The following is a 23,113-nucleotide window of genomic DNA, read 5'->3' on the forward strand; positions in this document are numbered from 1 at the left end:
GCGCGTGTTATTTGTCTGACGCTCACGGTAGAAAGCAAAAGCCAAATGCCGGTCCTGTTGCTTAGGCCTTGTATTTCATCAGTGAAGAACGGAAGAAAAGAAAATCTAAATCCGATTCTAAGGGGGTGTTATTTTCTCTTGACTTCCTCGGCCATATAGATGTTCGGCCTTAACCGCCTGAATTATTGATTTAATATTATCAATACTTATCGTGTCTTTCTTCCGATGAATAACTGCATGACAATTTGGACAAACTGGAATCAGATCTTTTATCGGATCGACTTGATAACCTTCACCAATTTGTGCCAAAGGCTTTAAATGATGAACATGAATGAGTCCTTCACCAATATTGCCATAGAATTTATAGAAATCGAATTTACATATTTGACAAGCACAACCGTAATACTCAATGCAAATCTTTCGAGCAGTTACATTCCGTTCATATTTGTTAATTGAAATTGTTGTAGCGCTGCCTTCTGAAAAAGTTGCTGCAACTTGGGGAATCTCTTCAGGTAAATAAAAAGTTTGAGGCTGGCTCATTCCAGACTTCTTTTTTTCAGAGAGTGGATAAGCGTTTGCACATAATATTTGCGCGACTTGTGGAAGTAAGTGGTGATCACTTATTTCCACAAAATATGGGAATTCTTTATCCCAACCCTTTTCAATTTTTGGACGGATATTTATTGTGATTCCAGATTGGAAAGCTGGTTTTACAATAACATCTCCCCTAAAATAACATCTAATAAAACCACTTTTTGATCGATGGTATACATATGCAAATCTATTCCTTCCTGGCACATATAAAGCACAAGTATCATTTGATTCATTGCGAGTTGCCGTAGGTAAGAATTTGCGGACTTCTTCAAGTAAATCTTCACATAAACTTTGTGATTCAATACTGGCTTTTTTATGGCTTGGCATTCATACTCCAGTTTGTGGCCGAACGCTGCTAATCAGCCGCGCTGCTTTTTGCGTCGGCTGAATTAGCCTTGTTATGGGTTTTACGGTTAAGTTTCGAGATTAATTTTATATTTTTGAATGAGTAACTATTCTGATTTTCATACATTTTATCAATGCAATCATCATTTCCAGTAATGCTTCTAAACATAGTATAGTTATCACTAAGGTTGTTATTGTTTATACTTGGGTTATCAGAACAAAGGACAAAAGGCACCCCTTGCTTTATAAATTCAACAATGGGGTGATCTTTCATTTTTTGAATAGAGCGTGTCAGATAGTTACTACAAAGGCAAATTTCTAAACATATTTTTCTTTCGACAATCTCATTCATTAATGTCATAGACTCTGCAGCGGCTAAACCATGGGCTATCCGATCAGCCCCACATTCATTAATAGCCCACCATATGTTTTGTATTTTCCCTGTTTCTCCTGCATGTACTGTTATTCCTAATCCGAATTCTTCTTTCGCTTTTTTGAAAAATTTTTCTACATCTGGAATTACTGGTGAATCTTCATTTCCGCTGAGATCAACACCTACTAATGTGCTACTGAAATTTACATATTGTATTGCTTTTGAGAGCTTTTTGATCTTTTCTTCGGATAAACCATACCGGGAGAGGGACAATATGAGCTTTGCATCAATACCGACTTTAACTGACGCAGTTTCAATTGCTTCGATAAGCCACTCTAAGGATTTTTCTAATGGTATTTGATTTATTTCCGAAATATTAAAGGGAGAGTTTCGCAGTTCAACATAATGCACATTATCGTCAGCAAGACTAATCAATGCGGATTCGACCATCGAATAAAGACATTCTTTGCTGTATGGTAATTTTTTAAGTGCGTACCATGGTTTGAAGTATTCCTGCAATCCATTCACTGGTGCATTTATTTGTAGATCATTATCTAAATTGAACCACTCTGGCAATTGAGCGGCCACTGGCCCCAGGAGTTGAATGGCCGTGCTTGTTGTAATCGCACCATTAAGATGGACATGAAGATCTGCTTTTGGCAAATGACAGAAAACGTTGTTTTCAGTATTCATGGTTGTAACTTTTTAAAAAAATTAATTAGTGCTTCTTGTGGGTCATCCTCATCAGAAGTTATCATATTGATACCCCATTGATCTAAAATTGCTTCTTGAATTGGATTAGGTCTGTGCGTAAAAACATAAGATCGTGGTTGGACGCCCCCGCATGTATTGGATTTCCATAGCTTAGCTAGTTTATAAAAAAGGAACCTCAAATTAACATCTGTCAAACTATAACCAATAAATAGGACAGACTTTCCGAGCACATCAGACCTTAATTTAATATCGAGAGGAGTCTCAAACTCTAAACGTTCATAGTAACTTGATTCATCGAGGACTATTGTGTCATCATTATCAAAATCACCATGGAATTTTATAATTTGGGTGATTCCATCCTTTATCTGCGTTATATCCGAAACACTTGCAATCTTGATGTATTCTTTTTCATAGAGATCAAATGAACGTTCGAGCCAACGGTCATAGTTGGTTGTATAGATCATTGGAAACTTCATGTTTGCTATCAATCTGTGTAATTCTGAACTATTCAAATCGATATCTTTAGAATGCCAATTTGTGTCCATCCAACTTCTTAGGGGGCCTATATTCCCTTTTTTTACCCGGTAATATTCTGCAAGAGCTAAATTTTCACCGAAAGTTTTATATATCTCAGGATCATATCCAAGTTCATCAGCAATGTGATCTATTAATTCAGACCACGCCGGCAAGCCCAGATTCTTTGATACGCCAGCCCCGACAAATAAAATAACATTTCTTTCACGATAGGCGGATTTTAAATCGTCCATTACAGTATTTCCTTCAATAGAAACTCTCTAAACTGATCAAATGCCAATTTGCGCATTGATATTTCATTCTTTTTTTCGCCCAATTCTGCAAAAGTTTCTGTGTATCCATTTGGTATAAAAACACAGTCCCATTGAAAAGCTCTATCACCTTTTGGCTCAGGGGAAATTTTACCTTCAACTGACCCTTCAAAAGTATATATTTTTTTTGCATCACAGTATGCTATAACGGTCCTGGCAGTTAATGAGGTATTTTCAAGTCCTCCCAGCAATTCTGAGAATTTGTCTGCTTCCAATTTATCCCAAAAAACTTGGGTCAATCCTCCAGGAAATCCTTGTAGACTATCGATATAGAGTCCAGTATGTTCTATAAAAACTGGCCTCCCTATTTGATTAAAAGCCTTCAGCACCTTATCCCTAACAATTTCATGAATATCCTCTGTTTGTATCTCATGAATTGTGAGTGGAGCATGAATAATAGAGATACCGATATCACCTATAATTGTCTCGACTTCTTTTGCTTTATGAGGATTTTTAGTTACAAATCGTATTTCCAAAATTTAGTCCCTTTGAGACCCATAACGCCGCGCTTAACCGGGCGCTGCTTTTTGCGCTCCGGTTGAAGTGCTTGTTCGCAGTTTAATTTACTACCTATCGGATATTTGCAGAGAATCATCAATACAAGCCCCAGTGTCATTTCCATTTTAACATTTGGCCATTACCAGGTCTTTCAAGCTTTCATTCTTATTGTTGTGCATAGACTGCTTGTTCGGAACCTGCCACTTCCAAAGTAAATTCTTCAAGATTTTCCGGAAGGTTTAAAAACACTATCATGAAAGGCCGGTCTTCCCCTGGCTTGATGTTCATGTTTGCATTATTATCCCCTTTAGCGTTACCCAGCCGACTTTTAATTTCATCCAAGCCCAGTTTCGAGAGTTCCGCGATGGCAATAACATTCCCGCAATAAACTATTTCCGAATTTGATAGCTTTTTCCCTTTTGTATGTAGCTTGCCGTTAATCCGTATCAAACTTCGGGCTTCCCCATATCCGTTTCGCGCTTTTCCTGTAATGACAAACAATCGCCCAGCAGGGCCGTTCTCAACAAACTGACTGTCAATATCAGTGGTCGTAATTTTAAGATTACCTTTGATATCGCGTGATATTTTATCGTTTTTCTCATTTGGTCCCGTTTCAATATGTGGATCTTTTAGGTCGGTATTCGCTAATAATTCCTCAAAAGGGAACTCTATGTTTGTTACCTTCCAATTAAATCCGTAACGCTTTAAACAAAATACTATATTTTTAACAGGTTGAGTGTTTTTCATAGGGATGCTAATAGTAAACTTATTAAAACCCTGTAATTTATATGAGGCCTCATAAAAAAGCTGCTTGGATTGGATGTTTTTATTTTCAGAGGGATTTTGGCTGCTGCTTGCCAACTCAATCGAGTTGCCTTGTAAAAAATGCAATATGCCATAAGGGGTGATTAATGAATCAACTAAACCCTCTGAAAATTTAGAAGCGATCGCTGTTCCGAACGCGCTGAAAGGATGATCTTTTAGTGTTTCACCAGCAGATTTCATGAAATGAAAATTAAGCTGATCTTTAAAATTTTGCCTCAAAAGTTGGAAGTCAACGTTATCTGACAATTTATCCGGATCATTATCTTTAATGCTATTCTCAATATTATATACCGCAATATAAGGAGAACCAATAAAATAGGTGGCTGTAAGGACGAGTGCCACAATTAAGGCAAACATAAATCTTTTCATTATAACTCTCTTTTCTTAAAAGTTTTTGCTTACAGTATGCCATATCAAATTCATGGGTGCTGCGAACGCTGCTAATCAGACGCGCGGCTTTTTTGCGTCGGCTGCATTAGCCTTGTTATGCTTATTTTTGTAATTTTTTTCCCAGATTTCTTCTGGCGCTGTTGTTAAATGAAATCTGTTTGAAGGAAATTTAAGTACGCTATCATTAGAGAAAATAGATGCGATTCTAAGCAATACATATAATTCAGGTTTATTTGCATCACCCGGTACAAATCCTTCATGCACTATATCATTGCGTATTTCTATAGCCTTTATCGCGAGCTCGATTTGTTGTTCTGGTATTTCATCTACAGCCGCACATAAGATAGCTAATTGAGACCTTAATGGAAGATTATTGAAGGAATTGGTTGATTCTAAAATTTCTTTTTTAACCACCCTTTTTCTAATGAAATTATGTATGCTCAATTCAAGAGCTGTTACTCCTTCTATAAAAGCAAGTCGCACATCCCCTTCATCACATAACCTGTGCGCCCTGATAATAAATAAGTCACCGTTAGTTTGGGTGTAGTCTATGTTGGATAATGATTCCCAATCACGCTTATTCATGTATTGTTCATAGTCTGGTGGAGGTCCGACTCGAAAAGTAGCCTTAGTTGTTTCAGGTCCATCGGGGTCCAAAACTTTCCATTTCCTGCCACGAGAAAAGCGCCATTTCATACCCAAAACACTACCAGCATAATAGCCAAGAGATTGGGTTCTAGAATCAAATTTAGGCATTTGATGCAACCAATACTGCCCCATCCTAATCCTTAGCATTTCAATAAAATTATGAAGTGGCTCATATATGATATTTTTGATTACATTTTTGGTGAATTTAATATATTTTTCATCACCTTTCCTTGAGGCACCAATTGCCGCGGCAATATCATCCGGAATTTTATCAAGTTCGAGGAGACCATTAAGGGGTCCAGAATATAGACAACCTTGTTTCCCCATAATTTTTAAATCGACTTCTCTTCGAGAAGGATTAAAACGTACAAAAGAATCATCTGTAAATCCGAATCGTTCAAACCAGACTTTTAGTTTAGCATTTGGATTGTCGACGGATAAAGTTATAAGATTTTTTTCACCGTCAGGCAGCCATCTGTGAAAAATTGCCCCTTCATTGTCATCATCATGAGAACTCAAATCAATTCTGAATTTGATAAGTATTTTTTTCAATATTGGACGCCTATTGGTGATAAAACTTTGAAATTTGACGAAAGTAGAGCATAACGCTCGGCATAAGGCGCGGCGGCCTTTTGCCGTCGCCCTTAATGCCGTTGTTAGCTATTTTGTTGCATCATTTCGAATTATTCAACATTCCTGCTGCGAAGAAATCTGATGCTAATTGCTGCATGAACTTTACGGCTGGCCCTCCAACCTTGAAAACAGGAAGATTCCCGTTTTCTGAAAGAAACACTTCATGAGGAACACGTGACGAATGATTCGAAACAATGAACAGCCAGAATAAACCGCCAAAAACTGCTCGATAGGCCGTGTGGCCGTCTATCTTTGTGGGAAGCCTTTCAGGAGGATAAACAAATTGCTGCATCAGTTCTTGGCTCAACGCCGGCAGCACCAGAATTGAGCCGTATTCATAAACCTCCCCGGGTCTTTCCTCGGATAGCATTTTACGAATTCTCTCTGAGTGAGGACCCAAGTCGATTCTATGTACCTCAGGTCTACTTGCGATTGATGCTCGCCAAATCAAGGACATTTGGAATAGTTTAAAAGAGTCGTAATTCAGACCTGAAAATACAACCGCTCGATTATTTTCAATCACTTTTAGTGGCAATTCAAAGAAAACATTCCTGGCGTATCCTTCCCACCTGCTAAACCGCTGTTCACATTCATGGCATAAAAGTCTTTCATAGATCCCTTTTGGACGGGTGCTTCTTCTTTTGTTTGCATCCGTGGAAAGAACAAAGAATCGATGATTATCGTCATACAGCGGTCTGTAAAGCCATTCTGGAAATATATGAGATTCCCTAAGTGGAATATTCTTATTGCACAATCTGCACGCCATATCTTCACGCTTCAATTATTACTAAAAACAAAGGCGATGCCATAAATATCCAGTCCTTAGGATTTTTGGTCCCGAACAACCCGCAAAATAGAATCCATGGCCCTTGTAAGTTGAACAGACGATCGTTACAATACGATATGAGCGTTTTTGCCTTCGGATGAAGGCCCACCAGGACAATCGTTTAATAACCTAAGACCATCACCACGGCATTACCGGACTGCTTCACAACTTGTGCTCGACTCAACCCATTATTTCTATTCGGTTCAAGTCTGCCACTCAATTCCGGCAATGATTCGAGAAAACTTAGTACGATTGAACTTTTTAGCGCATAGTTCACATTCTGAGGCAAAGTTCCTGTTGCTCGTGCAGCGGATATTTCATCCAGCTTCGCGATAACCACCCCGATCACCCGACCCTGTTCATCCAGAAGCGGCCCGCCAGAATTACCAGGCTGAACCGGCACGCTAATCTGGAACAGGCGCGGGTCATTGCCTGCACCCGTAAGGCTACTAATGTTTCCCTGGGTGTATTTAACCTCGGTTCCCTGAAGTTGGATGTTCGGGAAACCGAGCGTAAAAACATCTAAGCCAGTTCTCACATTTCGACTCGATATAACCGGCAACGCCGCAACTTTTAATCCATCCAGTTTCAGCAGTGCAATATCATTGGCGGCATCGAAACGAACCAACTGTGCGGGCATCAATCCGCCGTTTGTCCATACGTTGAGTACAGCGGCTTCTTTGACTGCATGATAAGCGGTCAGTAAGTATCCGTCGGCTGTAATAAAGAAGCCAGTTCCATTGTTCCTGAACTCTGCTGCCGCCGGTTCTCGCGCGGTTGCGTGTTCACCCTTTCGTGGACGAAATTCCCGGCTCAGCCGCTGGGCCTCGGCTATTTGGGCGGGTGACATCACTTTTCTCAATAAATATCTATTTTTCTTAGCACCTTCAAAACCCTGTGCAACGGATAGATTACACCATTTATAAGCTTGGACATAGTCTTCAGGAACACCTTGGCCAATGTAATACATCGTTGACAGGTAGGCTTGGGCATCTGCACGCCCCTGTTCTGCTGATTTGGTGAGCCACTTGGCCGCTTCTTTGTAGTCTTTTGGGATACCTTCGCCGTTGTAATACATCAGGCCCAAATTAAGTTGAGCACCCGCATGCCCCTGTACCGCTGCCTTGGTAAACCATTTGAATGCTTCTTGGTAATCTTTTTTAATAGAATACAACAATCCCACACCATAGTTGGCTTGGGCCTCGTCAGTGTGGTCTTCTGCCAGTAATCCGATCGGTATGAGCAAGATAAATGCAAGGATTGCTGCATGGACAATTATTTTCATCATCGAATTCCCCAGCTAACATTATATTATACGGCCTAAAAAAATTACAATTACAGCGGAATCAACCGCCTATACCGAAATCCAGCCTTTGCTTTTAAAATCAATATTAACAAAAATTTCAGCACAATAACCTCTATTAAGCCAAATTCACCCGTTTGTTTATACGGCGCAAACCTGCAGCCTAATCCGGCAAAGCCGGATGCTGGAATGCTGGGATGCTGGGATGCATAAAAGCCATCTTTCACCTTCGGCGAATATACACGCAAAAGCGTGCATGTTTCTGGTAAAGGGTTAAACAACTCATCAAAGATCATCCGCCGGGCTTCTCACCCCTCGGCCGCCGCTATTTAAAACATGGGTATATATCATCGTCGTTTTCACGTCATTATGGCCCAGAAGTTCCTGAATCGTTCGAATATCGTAACCGGATTCCAGAAGGTGTGTGGCAAATGAATGCCGAAGCGTATGGCAGCCCACCTTTTTATTTAGCTTGGCCGCCCATGCCGCTTCTTTGACTGCCCGCTGAAGCACCGTTTCATGAAGATGGTGCCGCTGTTCCACTCCCGACCGCGGATCAATCGAGCGCTTCGCGGACGGAAAAACATATTGCCAGATCCATTCACGATTTGCATGGGGGTATTTTCGATCCAGGGCGTGCGGCAGGTGAACGCGACCGAACCCCTCGCGCAGATCGTTTCCGTGCAGGTCCTTAACAACCGCAAGATGGTTTTTTAATGGGGTTATTACGGAGCTTGGCAGCATGGTGATCCGATCCTTTTCACCCTTGCCATCCCGCACGGTGATTTGCCGATAACTGAAATCGATATCTTTTACTCTCAGCCGAAGGCATTCCATGAGCCTCAGACCCGCGCCGTAGAGCAGGTTCGGCATAATCCATTTGTCGGCCTTCAAATGGGAAATAAGGGTTTTGACTTCATTTTTCGTTAAAACCGCTGGCAGTTTTCGGGAGCGTTTTGCCCAAACGATGCCGTCAAACGTACCGGGTTCCTTTTGAAGAACATGCTTGTATAAAAAGACAAGGGCGCTCATCGCCTGGTTTTGCGTTGAAGCCGCCACGTTCTGATGGGCCAGATGAGAAAGAAAATGGGTAATTTCACTACTCCCCATTTCAAGGGGATGGCGCTTTTGATGAAACAGAACTAACCGCTTGACCCACTGGACGTATGTCTCTTCCGTGCGAATGCTGTAATGCCGCATCCGCACCGCATTCCGAACCTGGTCCAATAGTTTGGGTTTTTTCCCCGGAGGTTGATTGTCGGTTTTCATTCAAGTCACCAATTGGAACTGCAGCGCGAAACATTACTCTGTATATGCTATCGGAACATGAGAACACCGCCCGGAGCTGTTCGCCGGCGCCGGGTACCACGATGAAACGATTTGTTGCGGGATGATTGGCTGAATGGAGGGGGCTTTGGCCGCCGTGAAATTGGGGCGTTATGATGTGGGGCTATCATAAAAAACGGCGGTCGAGTGTGTTTTCACCCTTCCTGCAATGATCCACAACATGAACAGCGATTTTAAAGCCTTTGTTTTTCAATCGCGTTCAAATGGTTCATAAAGAGTTCGCCGGTCAAAATCAAGAGGGAAATGAAAAATGGCAGGCGCTTTGGAAGAGGAAATCCGAGACGTTTTTTATCCATTCCACGAGCGTCTTTGATTCGGCCGGTTGAAGGGCCAACTGGTATTGTGCGGTCATCTATGCTAATCTGGGCGAAAATTGCCGGTTGAACCACCCAAAAGCTTTCAGGAACAGCGCTCATTACCATGAAATGCAGCCTCTTTTGTTTTCTGTTGATAGGTTTCGTCGCTGTTTTACCCGCAGCGGCGCAGGAATCCCCTTTTCGATTAAGCAAGGTGACATTCAGCGGCGTCAACTCCATTTCCAAACAGGATCTTTCCGAAACCTTGTCCGCGCAGGTTCCCAATCGGCTGAAAATCTGGATTCGAAAACCGGTGCTGACCGAAGAGGATCTTCACGAGGATGTGGACAAGATCAGGCGGTTTTATCAGGCATATGGTTATTTCCATGTGAAGGTTGAATATAGCCTTAAACGGATGAAGGATATTGCGCAAAAGGAGGCGGCCGGACCGCTGGCGCCGGGTTATACGGCCGAGGTCACGTTTACGGTGACCGAGGGCGCGCAGGTTAAGATCAGTGCCGTTGAGATTCGCATGAAGAACGCGGCGGGCATGGACCTTGAGTCGGCGTTGCGCGCGAATCTGCCGGTTCAAGAGGGCGCGGCGTTTGAAATCGCCAAATACAGGGAAGCCAAGGTCTTGATTCAAAAGGAATTGGGAAACCGGGGATATCCGTTTGCCAAGGTGACATCTAATGTGGTGGTGGATACCGCTTCCGAGACCGCGCGGATCAGCTTTGACATTGATTCGGGAATGAAATGTGTGTTTGGCCCGATGGAAGTTTCAAAGCAGGAAATGGCGATAAAGGATGAGATCATTGAACGGGCGGTCACGGTTGCGCCCGGCGCGCCCTACGAAACACGAAAGATCGAGCAGAGCCAGCGCAATTTATTTAACCTGGATGTGTTTAAATCCGCATTGATTCGAACGGAACCCCCGAAGACGGCCGGGGATAATCATGTGCCCTTGCACCTGGAGCTTAAACCTAAAAAACAGCAGAGCGTTAAATTCGGATTGGGGTATGGCAACGAGGACGGGGTTCGGGTCAAAACCGGTTGGATTTACCGGAATTTCGGCGGATGGGCCGGCCGGTTCAGCCTGAACGGCAAGCTTTCGGATTTGTATCAGGGAATCGAGGGCGATTATACGCAGCCGTATTTCATGGATGCGCGAAATACGCTTTCGGCCGCAGCCGGGACGGAAACAGAGACGCTTGATTCATACGACAATCGGAAAATATTCGGGCGGCTTGACCTGAAACGCAAATATCTTTCCAATTGGGAAGTGATCTGCGGATATGCGCTTGAGATGAACAACCTGGAAGATCTCAGCGTGACCGACCCGGAAGAACTGCGCCAGTTCCGGAAGGACAAAGACTACCTTATCTCTTCTTTCGGCCTGGGTGTCTCCCGAAGCACGGTCGATAACGAGATTAATCCCACCAAGGGCCAAACGGTCTCGTTCCTGGTGGAACTGGCTTCCGAGTATTTCGGGTCCAATATCGCTTATGTCCGGCCGGATATGGAATTTAAAACCTATATGGTGAGCTGGTTTCAAACCATTGTGGCATGCCGGTTTCGGGCGCAGACGATCAATGATTTCGGGAATACCACCTATATTCCGATTTTCAAGCGCTTGTTTTTAGGCGGCAGCAATACGGTACGCGGGTATGGGTACCAGGAGCTGGGCCCTTTGGATGACACGGGAACGCCGCTCGGCGGATTGTCCTTTCTGAACGCGAATATCGAATTGCGGCGCAGCTTGTATGAATCGATATCCGGGGTATTGTTTCTGGACGCGGGCACGGTGGAAGAAAAGGCCTTTGACTTTCCGCTGGATAAGTTGCGGTACGCGGGCGGTGCCGGGTTACGATATGACACGCCGATCGGGCCGGTTCGGCTTGATTACGGGTATCAGTTAAACCCGCTCACCGAGGAAGATGACCGATGGCGAATTCATTTCAGCATCGGCCACACCTTTTGATCGGACGAGAACCGGAACATGACTGAAAAGGAGCCCATGCCGGCACCACCGCCCGAAATACCGTCACGGGCCCGAACCCGGGTCAGACCCTTTACCAGAAACACGCACGCTTTTGCGTGTATGTTCGCCAAAGGTGAAAGATGGCTTTTATGCATCCCAGCATACCATCATCCCAGCATTCCAGCATCCGGCTTTGCCGGATTAGGCGCTTACTGAAATCGGCAGCCCTGCTCTGCCTCGCGGTGCTTTTCTGCGGGGTGGCCGCCCTGGCCTTGCTGCAAACGGAAACGGTCAGATCTGGCCTTAAATCCGTTTTACTTGAACAATTGAGCGGGGTTTTAAACGCCACCGTTGAAATCGGGCGGATTGAAGGCGATTTTATTCGGGAGCTGACCCTGGAGAAGGTGCGCCTGTCCGATCCGGACGGTGATATTTTGTCCTGTGACCGGTTGTCGCTCAAGTGGCTGATGCCGCTATTGCTGAAAAAAACCATTTATATTCAGTCGGCTGAGATTCACGGATTGCATATTCAGTGGCGTTTTTTGGCGGACGGATCCTCTAATTTCACCCGAATGTTCAACTCGGACGCGGAATCGGCCGAGGATGACGTGCCCTCGGCGATCCAGTTTATTCTGGGCAGGGGGGTGTTGAAAGATAGCGGCATCGCTTTTATCGAACAAAAGGATGATACGGTCGGGCCGGAGATTTCGGTGGCGACGCTTGCCCTTCAACTGAAATACGGCCGGGTGTTGCGCTTCGATATTGAAGCGTCCGCCTTTTCGATGAAGTCTCCCCGATTACCGGAAACGGCGCTCAAGGGCATCGCGATATTGGATCCGGACACCTTGCGGTTCCGGTTTGAAACGATTGATGTAAAGACTTGCGACTCATCGGTTCATGTGGCCGGAGAAATGTCCTTTGAGGGAGATGTCCCCGCGTTTGACCTTGCGCTTCAAAGCGAGCGGTTGAACCTGGGGGCGTTGGACCGTGCGTTTGATCTGCAATGGGGTCTTACGGGCACTCTGGCCGGCGAGGGAACGGCCAAGGGGGACTTTGACCGATTTGAGCATCAGTTAAGTCTCACCCACGGGGACGCCGCGGTGAGCACCGCCGGAACGATCGCCATCCTCGCAGGGGGGGAGGTGGATCTGGCCGTGACCGGCAGCGTAAGAGAGTGGAATCCGGCGGGTATGCCTTTTTACCAGAGGCCTGCTTTTGCGGCCGGACTGAATGCGGATTTTTCGGTGAAGGGAAAATGCGGCGCTTTTCACCCCGTATTTGATGGAACCGTGGAAATAACGATGCATCAATCCGAATTGGCATCGGTGGCGGTTACAAAAGGATATCTGGCCGCCCTGCTTTCGGGGCATTCCATCGCCATTCGGACGCTGTTGTTGGACGGTAATTTCGGCGCGATTCAAGCCGGCGGGGAGTTGGCGGGCGTGCTCGATGATACCGGGGATAAAACCGGCGCATTTACCGTTTCGTGGTCCCATTCAAATCCGGCGGCATGCCCTTATTTGGAACAGTTAAAGCTGAGGGGGAATGTCAACCTGGAGCTCGATCTCACCGCTTCTTTTCCCGCGGATTACGATTTGTCTAAAGCAGCGGGAAAGGTCACGGCGCGGTTAAAAGAGTCGCGGTTAAAGGTGGATGATCTTACCATCGGCAGCGGGGAGATTAATGCCGTTATGGAAAAAGACCGTCTGACGGTGAAGGACGCGGCTTTTTCCACCTCGGCCGGCGGGATTGTGTTCAGCGGGATGGGGCAGGGGTTGCTTTCACCTCACAGCGATAAGAACATTGAGGTGTCGGCAAATCTTCAAAAGGTGGATCCCGGTGTTTTTCTGCGGCGCCTGCGGGATCAGGGCGAGGGGGCAAATGTGAATCTTTCGCTCGATGCCTCGGCCCAACTCCCCTCGAACTATCAACTCAAGGCCGGCCGCATTCTTTTCAATTCGAATGTCTTTCCTTCCGTTATCGGTGGCATGACGGTGAATTCCGGCGGGGTGCAAGGGGAGTGGATGGCCGGAAAATTGCGGGTGGACCGGGTTGAACTCACTACCGGGGATGTCCGGCTTCATGCCGATGGCGAGTACGACACGAATGCGTGTTCCCTGCATGGCCGCGCACAAGCGGATGTAAGCGACCTCAAAGGGCTTGAGGGCCGGCTGAAAAGCTTTCTTCCGGAGATGCCGACGGCGCTTAACCTGTCCGGCCGGGGCCGAGTGACCGCCACCGCGAGCGGGGCGATTGATGCGCCGGATTTTTCGATTCAGATCGACGGGACCGATCTGTCCGCGATGGGGCTTTCCGCGGGCAGCATCGCGCTGAACGGAAAATGGCAGGGAGTTGCGGCGGTTCCACGGCAATTATCGGCTGTTTTGAAAGCAGGTGGCATTGATTATAAGGGAAACCGGTTTCCTGAACTCAACGCCACCGTTAACCGGGACGGCGAAAGCCTGTCAGCGGATATCGAACTTTCGCATGAAAGCAAAAACGTCCTCACGCTCATCGCTACCGCGGAGGGGCTGGAAAACGAGACGAAATCCATCACGATAAAGAATCTTTCGCTTAGCGGGCCGGATTTTCCGGAATCCGAAAAACTGTTCAATCAAGGGCCGATCCTTCTGCGCTTGACACCGCAACTGCTGGCTGTCGATGCCTTGCATGTGACTTCAAATCGGGCCGAATTGACGATGAACGGTCTTTTTGCGCCGGACGCCGAGCAGCGCCTGGCGATGAGGTTAAGCGGACTTGAAATGGCGCGATTATCCCGGCTGTGGAACTCGAAAGACAAGATCAGCGGCCTTGCCTCGGCCAATGTTTCCCTGAGCGGAACCCTCACCGCACCGGTGATCGAAGGGCGGATAGGCATCAAAAATATCGCCGGATATCAGGTGACGCCCGCGGATTTGACCGCCGATATCGCTTACCGGAATGGCGCAGGCACCCTAAAGCTCGATCTGACCCGAAACGGCGAACCGTTAGTCGCCGTCGCCGGCAGCATGACGGTGCCGATACGGCTTGTGCCGTTTGAGGCCGATTTTGACAATAGCCCGATGCGGGCATTCATCAAGGTCCGCACATTGCTCTCGGCGTTGCCGATTCCGGCGATCAAAGAGGTGACCTATGATGCCTTCGCCGATATGGACCTGAACGTTGCGGGAAAAATCGCGGCGCCTGAGATTTCGGGGCACATTCGGCTCTTGAACGGGCATCTGGCTGTCCCCGGAAAGGGGCTGAATTACGACACTGTGAGCGCCGAGATCGATGTGGAAAACCGGCGAATTTTCATTCGGGAATTACTGGTTAAGGGGAAAAAGGAAGGATACCTGCGCGGCGCCGGACAAATCGAGATGGACGGTTTTGCGCCCGCTTATCTGAATCTGCAGTTGACCGGCGAGAAGTTTTATATTCCGTATCAGAAAGCGATTCAGGCACGCCTGACCCCCGAATTGACCCTTGCCGGTCCAGCGGCTTCCCCGGTGTTGACCGGGGAGATTCGCATCGTGGAAAGCAAAATCAATCTGGATAAAATGGCGCCTCAAGCGCCGCCCGAGATCTTAATTGTTGACGGCGCGGCGGAAGAGAACAGGTCGCAACAAATCCTGGATGATGAAGAAATGCCTTGGTTTTTAAAAGGCTTATCCACTGATGTGCTTGTGCACGTGCCCGGAAACGCATGGTTGAAAGGGCAGGACATCAATACGGAACTGACGGGAGAAATTGCGCTGAAAAAGACGAAGGGAAAACCCTTTACTCTGATAGGAGAGCTTTCAACCATTCGGGGCACCTATAATTTCAGGGGCAGGCTTTTTAAGATCGAGCAGGGCGGGGTGCGTTTTATCGGGCTCGAAGACCTGAACCCGTTGATCAACCTCAAGGCGGTGAGTCAAATCGACGATGCCGATATCATCATTTTGCTCACCGGAAGGGCCGATAAGCTCGTGCTGACGCTGGACAGCGACCCCAAGATGGATCAGTCCGACATCATTTCGTATCTGGTGTTCGGAAAATCCACTGATTCCTTAAAAGGCGGGCAGGCCTTCAATGCCGAAAAGGCGGCGATGAGTTTGTCCGGGGGCATGGTGGCCAATGAGCTTCGCAGCATTTTGGGAGATGTGTTTTTCCTTGATTCGTTTGCCATCGAATCCGGTGAGGAAAGTGCGGCCGGAGCCGTTTCCTTCGGCAAGTACCTTCGGCCGAAAATTTTTGTTCTTTACCGGCAGGGGCTTGCCGAAGATCAGCACAACCGGGTTGAAATTTCCTACGAGCTGAGTCCCAATATCCGCGTCGAGACGCAGTTGGGCAATGATCGGAATAACGGGGTGGATCTGTTCTGGGAATATGACTTTTAATGGTATTCCGGCTTGATATCGGCCGAATCACTTTCCTGCGAAAAATTAAAATTTGAAAAATGGCGTTAACTGCCTTATGGTGGCGAAATCGGACTACCGGTTGTGAAACCGGTTTGTATTCAAGGTCATTCACGCCCGGTTTACTTCAATCAAGGCAGAAAACAGACTTCCGGCAACGCCGGATCAGGCACAAGGAGTAAATACGCATTGATGAACCTGCCGTTGCATTTTAAAAAACCGATTTCATGGATCGGCCTGATACTGATGTGGCCGGTTATGCTTCAGGCCGCCGCACCGGAAGCGCCCGAACCGCTGGAACGATCCCGCGCCTTAAGCATGGCGGTTTCCGGGCACCCCCGCATGCGCGTGTATGCGCATCGGCATGATCAGGCGATGGAAAGAATTACGCAGGCAAGGTCGGGGTTTTTGCCGCAGCTTTCTTTTTCGGAACGCTACAGCCAGACGAATAATCCCATGTGGGCCTTCGGCACCATGCTGAATCAGGAAAGCATTACACAAAACGATTTTGACCCGGCAAGGCTTAACGACCCCGACGGCATCGACAATTTTGTGGGGTCGTTTTCAGTCCAATGGCCGCTGTTTGATTCCGGACGAACCTGGTACGGCTGGCGCCAGGCCCGGCAAGGGGCTGAAGTGTCCGAACTGGATATGGAAAAAACAAAGCAGCAGGTGGTGGCCGGCGCCGCTGTCGCCTACGACAGCCTGCTGCTCGCAACGGCGCATTCTCAGGTGATCGACCAGGCGATGTTGCTGGCCGAAGCGCACTTGCGCATGGTGACGGAACGCTTTCAGGCCGGTTTTGTCGTCAAAAGCGATTTGCTGCGCGCACAGGTCCGCCTTGCGGAGTTAAAGCAAAAACGCTATGCGGCCCAAAGCCGGGTGGCGGTCGCCATCGCGGCGCTCAATGCGGCCATGGGCGAGCCGCCGCACGAGAATTACGAGCCGAGTGATGATCTGGTGATGACCGCCTGTAAATCGCAAGTTATAGAGGACTGGATTCACACCGCCCTTTCCAAGCGGCCCGAGCTGCTTCAACTGGATAAGCAGGCATCCATCGCGGAAAAAGAGATTGCCAAGCAAAAGGCGGCCCACCTGCCGAGTCTGGGGCTTTTCGGCAATTATGAAATCAATTCGGAGTCGTTGGACGAATCCGCGACCAATTACACGGTGGGGGCCATGGTGCAGGTCAATCTGTTTTCCGGATACCGTGATGTGGCCAAAACCCGCGAGGCCCGGGCCGCACTTGAAGAGATCAACGCCCAACGCCTCGATCTGGTCGCCCATATCGAAGTGCAGGCAAGACAGGCCTATTATGAGGCATGCAGCGCCAAAGAGCGCATTGGGGTGACCGAGTTCGCCGTGAGCCTGGCGGAAGAAAACCGGCGAATTGTCGCGGACCGGTACAAGAACGGTCTATTGACCATCGTCGAGCTGCTCGATTCGGAAACGGCCCTGGAAGAGGCGCGTATCAACCGGTATCAGGCATTGTATGACTACCGGGTGGCCTATGTCAATTTACAGCTTGCGGCGGGACTGGTGCCGTCGGATTTATAATCGATTGAGGAGGATGAGGAATGCGACGTTCCATTTTTTTAAGCATGGGATTATTCCTTTTTATGAGCATTAGCGGATGCGGGGACAAGATCGAACCCGGCACGAGCAAAACCGATTCTGTAAGGGGCATTAAGGCGAAAACCGCGATGGTGCAGGCTGAATTTAGAACGTCCCTTCAAGATGCGGTCGGTACGGTGGAAGCCAGATTAACCAGCACCTTGTCCAGCAAGATCATGGGCACCGTGACGGAAGTGAAGGTTGAAGAGGGGGCGTCCGTAACCAAGGGCCAGGTGCTGGTGGTGATGACGCAGCAGCAGATTTCCTCGGATCAGCAACAGGCGTTGGCGGGTCTGGATGAAGCCCGTCGCGGTCAGGCGGCGGCTGAGGCGGCCCTGCGCGTCGCTCAGGCAAATGCCAGACTGGCCGAAGCCACCTATGCGCGATACCAGCAGTTGGTTTCGGGTGAATCCGCCACGGCCCAGGAGTTTGATGAAATCAAGGCAAAGAAGGATTCCGCCAAAGCGGCGGTGTCTCAGGCCGAATCCATGCTCTCGGCTGCAAAGCAGCGGGTGGCGAGTGCCGGCGCGAGATTGCAAGGGGCAACGGCGACCGAACGGGATAGGATTATATCCGCGCCCTATGATGCGGTGGTAATGGAAAAGATGGTGGAGCCCGGAGATCTGGCCGCTCCCGGGCGAGCCCTGATTCGCCTTGAAGGAAAGGAAGGCCATCGGGTGGTGTTTATGCTGGAGGAAGCCAAAATTCATGCCATTCACCCGGGGCAAAAATTGCCGGTTTCTTTCCCTGCGCTTTCGGAACTGCAAGCGGAAGGAACCGTGGAGGCCATTATGCCGTCAACGGACGCGGTTACCCGTTCGGTTGAAATCAAACTGGCGCTGGCGTCGATTCCCGGACTCAGATCGGGATTATTCGCGCGGGTGCTGGTGCCGGGCGATGAGAAAAAAAGCATCCGCATTTTCAACAGCGCCATCGTTACCCGCGGCCAGTTGACCGGCATCTACAAGGTGGATGCGGATTCAATCGCCCGGTTTCGGCTGGTCAGAACCGGCCGCGTCTTTGAGGATCAGGTGGAGATTCTTTCCGGCGTAACCGATTCGGATCGCTACATCGTCTCGCCCGGTTCCGATGTGGCCGACGGCCTTCGCGTGGAGGAAGGGGCATGACATATTCATTGGGTCCATCGGGTAAAATCGCAAAATTTTTTATCGATTCGAAACTGACGCCGCTGATTATTATCGCCTCCCTGCTTCTCGGCATTGCGGCCGTGTTTGCCCTGCCGCGCGAGGAGGAACCGCAGATTATTGTGCCGATGATCGATATTTTTGTGGCCATGCCGGGGGCTTCGGCCGAGGAGGTGGAGCAGCGCGTCACCCGGCCCATGGAAAAGCTCCTCTGGGAAGTGCCGGGCGTGGAGTATGTGTATTCCACATCGAGCACCGGCATGGCCATGACCGTGGTGCGCTTTTTTGTGGGAGAAGCCGAGGAGCAGGCCATCGTCCGGCTTCAGTCAAAGCTGGTGGCCAATTTTGATCGAATCCCGCACAGCGTCAGCCAGCCGCTGATCAAACCCCGCTATATCGATGATGTGCCGATTCTGGCGCTGACCTTTACGGGCAAGGATATGGATCATTATACCCTGCGACGCGTCGCCGCAGAAATAGAGGACCAGATCAAGCGCGAGCCCAATGTGTCCCTGACCAAGCTGATCGGCGGCGGCCGGCGAACGCTTTATGTGCGGCTCGATCCGGTCCGGCTGGCGGCGTACGGATTGGATGCCGATCAGGTCGCCGGCATGATTGCGACGGCAAACCAGGAACTGGATGCGGGGAGTTTCCCGTCACCCGTTGGGCAGATATTGGTTCACAGCGGGGGATTTTTGCGGGATACCGATGATGTGGGCCGCGTGGTGGTGCATGTGGCTGAATCTCGCCCGGTATATCTGCGAGATGTGGCGCAAATCGAAGACGGCCCCGAAGAACCGGATCAATATGTGTTTTTCGGTCAAGGCCCGGCGTTTGAGGAAAAGGAGGCGTCCGGCCATACGGATTCGGACCTGCTCCCGGCCGTTACCCTGACCGTGGCCAAACGCAAAGGGACCAACGCCATCAGCGTTGCAAGCAGCGTATTAAGACGGGTGGAGAGTGCAAAAGGAAATATCATTCCGGATAACATCACGGTGCGCGTGACCCGAAATTACGGGGAAACCGCCAAGGAAAAATCGGACGAGCTGTTGCTGCATATGTTGATCGCGGTGATATCGGTCAGCATTCTGATCTGGTTTGCCCTGGGGCATCGCGAATCGGGCGTGGTGGCACTGGCGATTCCGGTGACCCTGGCCCTGACCCTGGCCGTGTTTTATCTCTACGGCTATACGCTCAACCGGATCACCCTGTTCGCGCTGATTTTTTCCATCGGTATTTTGGTGGATGACGCCATTGTGGTGGTTGAAAACGTGGTGAGACATTACCGGCTGCCGGAAAATCAAAACCGGCCGAAGCTTCAGGTGGCCATAGAAGCTGTGGATGAGGTGGGAAACCCCACCATTTTGGCCACATTGGCCGTGATTGCCGCCATATTACCCATGGCCTTTGTCGGCGGGCTGATGGGGCCTTATATGCGGCCCATCCCGGTGGGGGCATCCGCGGCGATGATTTTTTCCATGATGATCGCCTTTATTGTTACCCCCTGGGCCTCGGTCCGGTTAATCGGTGAGCAAAAGGCCGGGCATGAAGGTTCTGATCATCACGGCAGCGAAGACTGGTCCACCCGGCTCTACCGGCGCATCATGGACCCGCTGCTTCACAAGCCGGTATTGCGCTGGGGATTTTTGCTGCTGGTGGTGGGGCTGCTGCTTGGTGCGTGCGCGATGGTGCTCCTGGGGATGGTTCGCGTCAAAATGCTTCCCTTCGACAACAAGAGCGAGTTTCAGATCGTGCTGGATATGCCGGAGGGCGCGACGCTGGAAGCGACCACGGCGGTATGCCAGGAATTCGGCAATTATCTATCGACGGTCAATGAAGTCGCCGATTTTCAGATCTACTCGGGAACTTCGGGGCCGTTTAATTTCAACGGGCTTGTCCGGCATTATTATCTTCGCGGCGGACCGAATATGGCCGATATTCAGGTCAATCTGGCGGGTAAAGGGCAACGAAAGCTTCAGAGCCATGAAATCGCCAAACGGGTGCGCCCGCCGCTGAAAGAAATCGCGGATCGATACGGCGCAAGGGTCAAGGTGGCCGAAGTGCCGCCCGGACCGCCGGTTCTCTCCACCCTCGTGGCGGAGATTTACGGCCCGGATTATCAGCGGCAGCGCGAAATCGCCGCGGAAGTCATGCGAATTTTTGAAGAGACCCCGGGCGTGGTCGACGTGGACTGGTATATGGAAGAGGATCAGGCCCGATACCGCGTTGAGATTGACAAGGAAAAGGCTGCGCTGAACGGCATATCCGCCGGAAAAATCAGCGCGGCCTTGCAGGCGGCGCTGAGCGGCCGTCAGGTGGGCCTGCTGCATAAACCCCTTGAAAAGGAAGATGTTCAAATCCTGATGTGGCCGGAGCTGGCCTCACGAGCGGGGATTGAACAGTTGGGCGCCATCAAGCTCTCCGGTGCCAGCGGGCGGCTCGTCCCGTTATCCGCGCTCGTTACGTTCACGAAGGAGGTGAACGACAAAAGCATCTATCATAAAAACCTCATGCCCGTGGTTTACGTCACCGGTGATGTGGCCGGCGAAGTGGAAAGCCCGGTGTATGCCATTCTGGATATGAGTAAAAAGATTGATGCCTTGAAATTACCCGAAGGCTATACGATGAAACAGCACACCGCGCGGTTGCCGGATAGCGACCAGCGGTTTTCGATGAAATGGGACGGCGAGTGGCATATTACTTACGAGGTATTCCGGGATCTGGGACTCGCGTTCGGGATTGTGCTGGTATTGATTTTTGTGCTGGTCGTGGGGTGGTTTCAGTCTTTTTCAACGCCGCTGGTGATCATGGTGGCGATTCCGTGTTCGCTGATCGGTATTTTGCCCGCGCATTGGGCTATGGGCGCCTTTTTTACGGCCACTTCCATGATCGGATTTATTGCGGGCGCGGGGATCGTGGTGCGAAATTCCATCATTCTGGTCGATTTCATCGAGCTGCGCATCAGCCAGGGCATGCCATTGGATAAAGCCGTGGTGGATGCCGGCGCCGTGCGCTTCCGGCCCATGATGCTGACGGCCGCGGCCGTGGTGGTGGGCGCTTCGGTCATTTTGTTCGATCCCATTTTTCAGGGGCTGGCCGTTTCGCTGATGGCGGGCGAAATCGCCTCCCTGATCTTTTCCAGAATGGCGGTGCCGATTCTTTATTTTCTGGATAAGCGATGGGAATCGGAACATCTTCACAGCCATTCCGAAAAACAGCCCGACGCCTGAAAAAAAGGACGAACACGTTGTCACGCTTTCTAAAAAAAGTGGCCAAAAAAACGGGGGCCGCACCCGGCACCTTGATTCATGTCGGCGAAAGAAGGATCGATCGGGCAAAGATCTCTCTGATGTCTTATAACCAGGAGGACTTTCACTTCGTGGAATATGAATCCATTGATGAATTGCCCGATATCGGAACCGATATCGGACCTGATATCGAACCCAGTATCGAGTCAGGCACCGGAAAAACCGTCTGGCTCAACATCGACGGTGTTCATGATGTGGCCTTGATTGAAGCCATCGGCAACCGGTATACCATTCACCCCTTGACCCTGGAGGATATTCTTCACACGGGGCAGCGTCCCAAGGCGGAGTTGTTTGACGATTATATGTATATTGTCCTGAGAATGATTCAATACGATGAAGCGGATGGACAGCTTCGCTCCGAACAAATCAGTTTCATCCTATTTCCCGGCTTGCTGATTTCGTTTCAGGAATCCATCGATGATGATGTGTTTTCGGGCGTTCGGGAAAGAATTCAAAAAGGGAAAGGAAAAATTCGCGGCCTATCATGCGACTATCTCGCTTACGCCTTGATCGATGCCATTGTGGATCATTATTTTGTGATACTCGAAAAATTCGGCCAGGATGTCGAATCCCTGGAAGAGGAGCTGACCGACTCGCCGAGCCGTCACTCGATGCAACGAATCCACGAGTTAAGGCACGAATTTATCTACCTGCGAAAACAGATCTGGCCGCTTCGTGAGGTGGTTAACAACCTGACGAAAGGGGATGGCGGTTTTTTCCAGGAAAAAGCTCGGTTTTTTCTGCGGGATGTTTACGATCATACCATTCAGGTCATTGATACCATCGAGTCCTACCGGGACATTCTCTCCGGGTACATGGATCTCTATCTGTCCATCGCCAGTAACAGGATGAACGAGGTGATGAAGGTTCTGACGATTATCTCAACGATTTTTATTCCCATTACCTTTATCGCGGGCGTTTACGGCATGAACTTCAAGCACATGCCGGAATTGGACTGGCGGTGGGGTTATTTCGGCGCATGGGGGCTGATGGGAATTTCGGCGTTCGCCATGATTTTTTATTTCAAGAAGAAAGACTGGTGGTAACGG

At 49.1% G+C, this 23,113-nt stretch carries 17 protein-coding genes; 6 read left to right on the plus strand and 11 right to left on the minus strand.

Annotation, left to right across the window (positions count from 1 at the left end):
- Positions 1 to 117: 117 nt before the first annotated feature.
- From RBT11_10890 to RBT11_10940, 11 genes are all read right to left on the minus strand, one after another.
- Positions 118 to 921, minus strand: a complete 804-nt coding sequence (locus RBT11_10890; GenBank protein MDX9787276.1) for an HNH endonuclease — start codon at positions 919 to 921, stop codon at positions 118 to 120.
- Between the two features lie 28 nt (positions 922 to 949).
- On the minus strand, positions 950 to 2,005 hold the full coding sequence (locus RBT11_10895) for a hypothetical protein (protein MDX9787277.1): 1,056 nt from the start codon (positions 2,003 to 2,005) through the stop codon (positions 950 to 952).
- The gene (locus RBT11_10900) at positions 2,002 to 2,793 is read right to left on the minus strand and encodes an SIR2 family protein (protein ID MDX9787278.1); all 792 of its coding nucleotides are present in this window, start codon (positions 2,791 to 2,793) and stop codon (positions 2,002 to 2,004) included. Before RBT11_10900 ends, RBT11_10895 begins: the two co-directional genes overlap by 4 nt.
- Positions 2,793 to 3,347 carry a non-canonical purine NTP pyrophosphatase gene (locus RBT11_10905; GenBank protein ID MDX9787279.1) on the minus strand — a complete coding sequence of 185 codons (555 nt, stop codon included), beginning with the start codon at positions 3,345 to 3,347 and terminating at the stop codon, positions 2,793 to 2,795. Before RBT11_10905 ends, RBT11_10900 begins: the two co-directional genes overlap by 1 nt.
- A gap of 187 nt (positions 3,348 to 3,534) precedes the next feature.
- Positions 3,535 to 4,563 (minus strand): DUF2939 domain-containing protein, encoded by a 1,029-nt coding sequence (locus RBT11_10910; GenBank protein ID MDX9787280.1) that lies wholly within the window; start codon positions 4,561 to 4,563, stop codon positions 3,535 to 3,537.
- Between the two features lie 75 nt (positions 4,564 to 4,638).
- Positions 4,639 to 5,784, minus strand: a complete 1,146-nt coding sequence (locus RBT11_10915) for a hypothetical protein (GenBank protein ID MDX9787281.1) — start codon at positions 5,782 to 5,784, stop codon at positions 4,639 to 4,641.
- A gap of 121 nt (positions 5,785 to 5,905) precedes the next feature.
- Complete coding sequence (locus tag RBT11_10920) at positions 5,906 to 6,619, minus strand: hypothetical protein (protein MDX9787282.1); 714 nt, start codon at positions 6,617 to 6,619, stop codon at positions 5,906 to 5,908.
- Between the two features lie 193 nt (positions 6,620 to 6,812).
- Complete coding sequence (locus RBT11_10925; GenBank protein MDX9787283.1) at positions 6,813 to 7,979, minus strand: tetratricopeptide repeat-containing serine protease family protein; 1,167 nt, start codon at positions 7,977 to 7,979, stop codon at positions 6,813 to 6,815.
- 47 nt (positions 7,980 to 8,026) lie between these two features.
- Positions 8,027 to 8,290 (minus strand): hypothetical protein, encoded by a 264-nt coding sequence (locus RBT11_10930; GenBank protein MDX9787284.1) that lies wholly within the window; start codon positions 8,288 to 8,290, stop codon positions 8,027 to 8,029.
- A complete protein-coding gene (locus tag RBT11_10935; protein ID MDX9787285.1) occupies positions 8,280 to 9,263 on the minus strand; it encodes an integron integrase in 984 nt (327 codons plus the stop codon). Before RBT11_10935 ends, RBT11_10930 begins: the two co-directional genes overlap by 11 nt.
- A gap of 251 nt (positions 9,264 to 9,514) precedes the next feature.
- On the minus strand, positions 9,515 to 9,883 hold the full coding sequence (locus tag RBT11_10940; GenBank protein ID MDX9787286.1) for a hypothetical protein: 369 nt from the start codon (positions 9,881 to 9,883) through the stop codon (positions 9,515 to 9,517).
- Between RBT11_10940 and bamA the strand changes: the two genes are divergently transcribed.
- From bamA to corA, 6 genes are all read left to right on the plus strand, one after another.
- On the plus strand, positions 9,852 to 11,618 hold the full coding sequence (bamA, locus tag RBT11_10945; GenBank protein ID MDX9787287.1) for an outer membrane protein assembly factor BamA: 1,767 nt from the start codon (positions 9,852 to 9,854) through the stop codon (positions 11,616 to 11,618). The two genes, RBT11_10940 and bamA, sit on opposite strands and share 32 nt — an antisense overlap.
- A 149-nt stretch (positions 11,619 to 11,767) precedes the next feature.
- Positions 11,768 to 15,979 carry a translocation/assembly module TamB domain-containing protein gene (locus RBT11_10950; GenBank protein MDX9787288.1) on the plus strand — a complete coding sequence of 1,404 codons (4,212 nt, stop codon included), beginning with the start codon at positions 11,768 to 11,770 and terminating at the stop codon, positions 15,977 to 15,979.
- A gap of 210 nt (positions 15,980 to 16,189) precedes the next feature.
- On the plus strand, positions 16,190 to 17,554 hold the full coding sequence (locus RBT11_10955; protein ID MDX9787289.1) for a TolC family protein: 1,365 nt from the start codon (positions 16,190 to 16,192) through the stop codon (positions 17,552 to 17,554).
- Between the two features lie 20 nt (positions 17,555 to 17,574).
- Positions 17,575 to 18,738, plus strand: coding sequence for an efflux RND transporter periplasmic adaptor subunit (locus RBT11_10960; protein ID MDX9787290.1), 1,164 nt, complete (start codon positions 17,575 to 17,577; stop codon positions 18,736 to 18,738).
- Positions 18,735 to 21,986, plus strand: a complete 3,252-nt coding sequence (locus RBT11_10965; GenBank protein MDX9787291.1) for an efflux RND transporter permease subunit — start codon at positions 18,735 to 18,737, stop codon at positions 21,984 to 21,986. Before RBT11_10960 ends, RBT11_10965 begins: the two co-directional genes overlap by 4 nt.
- 17 nt (positions 21,987 to 22,003) lie before the next feature.
- Positions 22,004 to 23,110 (plus strand): magnesium/cobalt transporter CorA, encoded by a 1,107-nt coding sequence (gene corA / locus RBT11_10970; protein ID MDX9787292.1) that lies wholly within the window; start codon positions 22,004 to 22,006, stop codon positions 23,108 to 23,110.
- Positions 23,111 to 23,113 lie beyond the last annotated feature (3 nt).

It is taken from the genome of Desulfobacterales bacterium (assembly GCA_034003325.1).
Taxonomy (GTDB): domain Bacteria; phylum Desulfobacterota; class Desulfobacteria; order Desulfobacterales; family JAFDDL01; genus JAVEYW01.